This is a genomic window from uncultured Maritalea sp., from assembly GCF_937139385.1.
Taxonomy (GTDB): Bacteria; Pseudomonadota; Alphaproteobacteria; order Rhizobiales; family Devosiaceae; genus Maritalea; species Maritalea porphyrae_A.
Genome location: NZ_CAKZPW010000133.1, coordinates 1 through 2,133 on the forward strand (window position 1 = coordinate 1; position 2,133 = coordinate 2,133).

The 2,133-nt window shown below is 52.4% G+C and carries 3 protein-coding genes; 1 reads left to right on the forward strand and 2 read right to left on the reverse strand.

Annotated features, from left to right (window positions below; all coding sequences use genetic code 11):
• Positions 1 to 50 precede the first annotated feature (50 nt).
• Entirely contained in the window at positions 51 to 527 is a 477-nt protein-coding gene (locus Q0231_RS05510; protein WP_299346082.1) for a universal stress protein, read from the reverse strand.
• Positions 528 to 614: 87 nt separating this feature from the next.
• Entirely contained in the window at positions 615 to 1,685 is a 1,071-nt protein-coding gene (gene trpS / locus Q0231_RS05515) for a tryptophan--tRNA ligase (protein ID WP_299346085.1), read from the reverse strand.
• On the opposite strand from trpS, the gene Q0231_RS05520 reads away from it, so the two are divergent.
• Positions 1,668 to 2,133 (forward strand): rhomboid family intramembrane serine protease (locus tag Q0231_RS05520; protein WP_299346088.1); only part of this gene is annotated, 466 nt, incomplete at its 3' end. The genes trpS and Q0231_RS05520 overlap by 18 nt on opposite strands.

The window sequence follows — 2,133 nt, forward strand, 5'->3', positions numbered from 1 at the left end:
CTGTGAGCGCTCAGCAATTGGGCAAACAATTTGTTGTAGCGCAAATAGGGTTAGGCCAACTCTGCGATTTGCTCATCGGTTAAGAAGCCGGGCACGATTGCCACGGGAATGGGTAAAGCATTTGCGCCACGTGCTGCAATGGAGCTCACCAACGGCCCTGGACCGTCTGTGGATTTGGACGAGGCAAGTACCAAAATTGAGATGTCTTTGTCCTCGGCGATGGCTGCCTCAAGCTCATCCGCTTTCGGGCCTTCTCGAATTTCGCGCTCGACCGGGATATCCCCCAATGCCTTGATTCGGGCTTCCGCATCATCAAGCCATCTGTTGGCTTCTTCAAAAGCTTCGGCGCGCATGACGTTTTCAACACCAATCCAATGTTGGAACTGATCCGGTTCAATCACCACCAAAAGCTTGACGATCCCACCGGTGCGCCGCATGCGGCAACCCGCAAAGGTGACCGCGACTGCGCATTCGTCAGTGCCATCCAAAACCGCCAAAAACTTGCGATTGTATTTGGGTCGATCCATTCGTGCCGCATTTTCCATAGCGCGCATGCTGCCATTTGCAGCCCCATTTGCCAAGATGGAAAAAGGGCTGCAAGTTTTTGCTTAGGTTTAGCTTAGAAAACCAACGATTTGGCGCACGTGTTTCATGGTTTCCTCGGCGATTTCACCGGCCCGTTCAGCACCATCGCGCAAAATAGAATCAATTTCATCAGGTTCTGCCAACATGCGGCTAATCTCTGCTGAAATCGGGGCAAGGTGATCAACTGCCAAATCCGCCAACGCAGGTTTGAACACGCCAAAGCCTTGACCACCAAACTCTTGCAGCACTTGCTCGCTGGTTTGGTTAGAAAGAGCGGCATAAATTTCGACCAGATTGCGGGCTTCTGGACGCCCTTCTAGGCCCTCAACTTCTGATGGCAAGGGCTCTGGATCTGTTTTGGCTTTGCGGAGCTTTTTGGCGATCATGTCTGCATCATCCATCAAAGCGATACACGCCATTTCAGAGGGGTCAGACTTTGACATTTTTTTCGTGCCATCACGCAAAGACATAATCCGCATGGCCGGGCCAGAAATCAGTGGCTCGGTAATGGGGAAGAAATCACCATCTTCAAAACCTTCTTCAACGATCTCGCTTTTGAAATCATTGTTGAATTTGCCCGCGATATCCCGGGTGAGTTCAAGATGCTGCTTTTGATCATCGCCCACGGGCACATGGGTGCCGCGATAAAGCAAAATGTCAGCGGCCATCAAGCTTGGATAGGCATAAAGACCCAAAGACGCATTTTCGCGATTCTTGCCCGCTTTGTCTTTAAACTGGGTCATGCGGTTCATCCAGCCAATACGCGCAACGCAATTGAACACCCAAGCCAGTTCAGCATGCTGCATGACTTGGCTTTGATTGAAAATGATTGAGCGCTTTGGATCAACACCAGTGGCGATGTAGGAAGCGGCGACCTCGCGGGTTTTTTGACGAAGGGTCTTTGGGTCCTGCCAGACGGTAATCGCGTGCAGATCGACCATGCAATAGACGGTTTCGATGCCGGACGCCTGCATTTCAACAAAGCGTTTGAGCGCGCCAAGGTAATTACCGAGGTGTAGATCACCCGAGGGTTGGATGCCTGAAAAGACACGGGGGGTGAAGCGCGCGTCGGGGGAGTGCGTTTGGACCGCATCCGTCATGATGTTTCTCCGTCTGGATTTATGGTTGTGGGTGGCTTACCCATGCACCAAAGCGCCGTCAAGGAGAGCCAGATGGATCACGACCACAACACGCCAATTAACGAAAGCCCCGTCAACCCGATGCCGCCTTTGATTGTGGCGATATTTCTTGTCATTATGGGAATTGAAGCTGCGTTTTCAATGGGTTCACGGGGGTTAGTCGGCGGGCCGGAGGCGGTTGGCTGGCGGATTGCGGCGGTTCAGAGTTACGGGTTTTCCGGCGATGTGTTTGATTGGATGATCGAGAACAACCGCTGGCCGATGGAACATGTGCTTCGGTTTGTGACCTATCCGTTCATCCACGGCAGCTTTACCCACGCGATATTTGGCGGGGCGATGGTTCTGGCGTTGGGCAAAATGGTTGGCGAGGCGTTTTCGACGCTTGCGACATTGTTGATCTTTGTGGTGT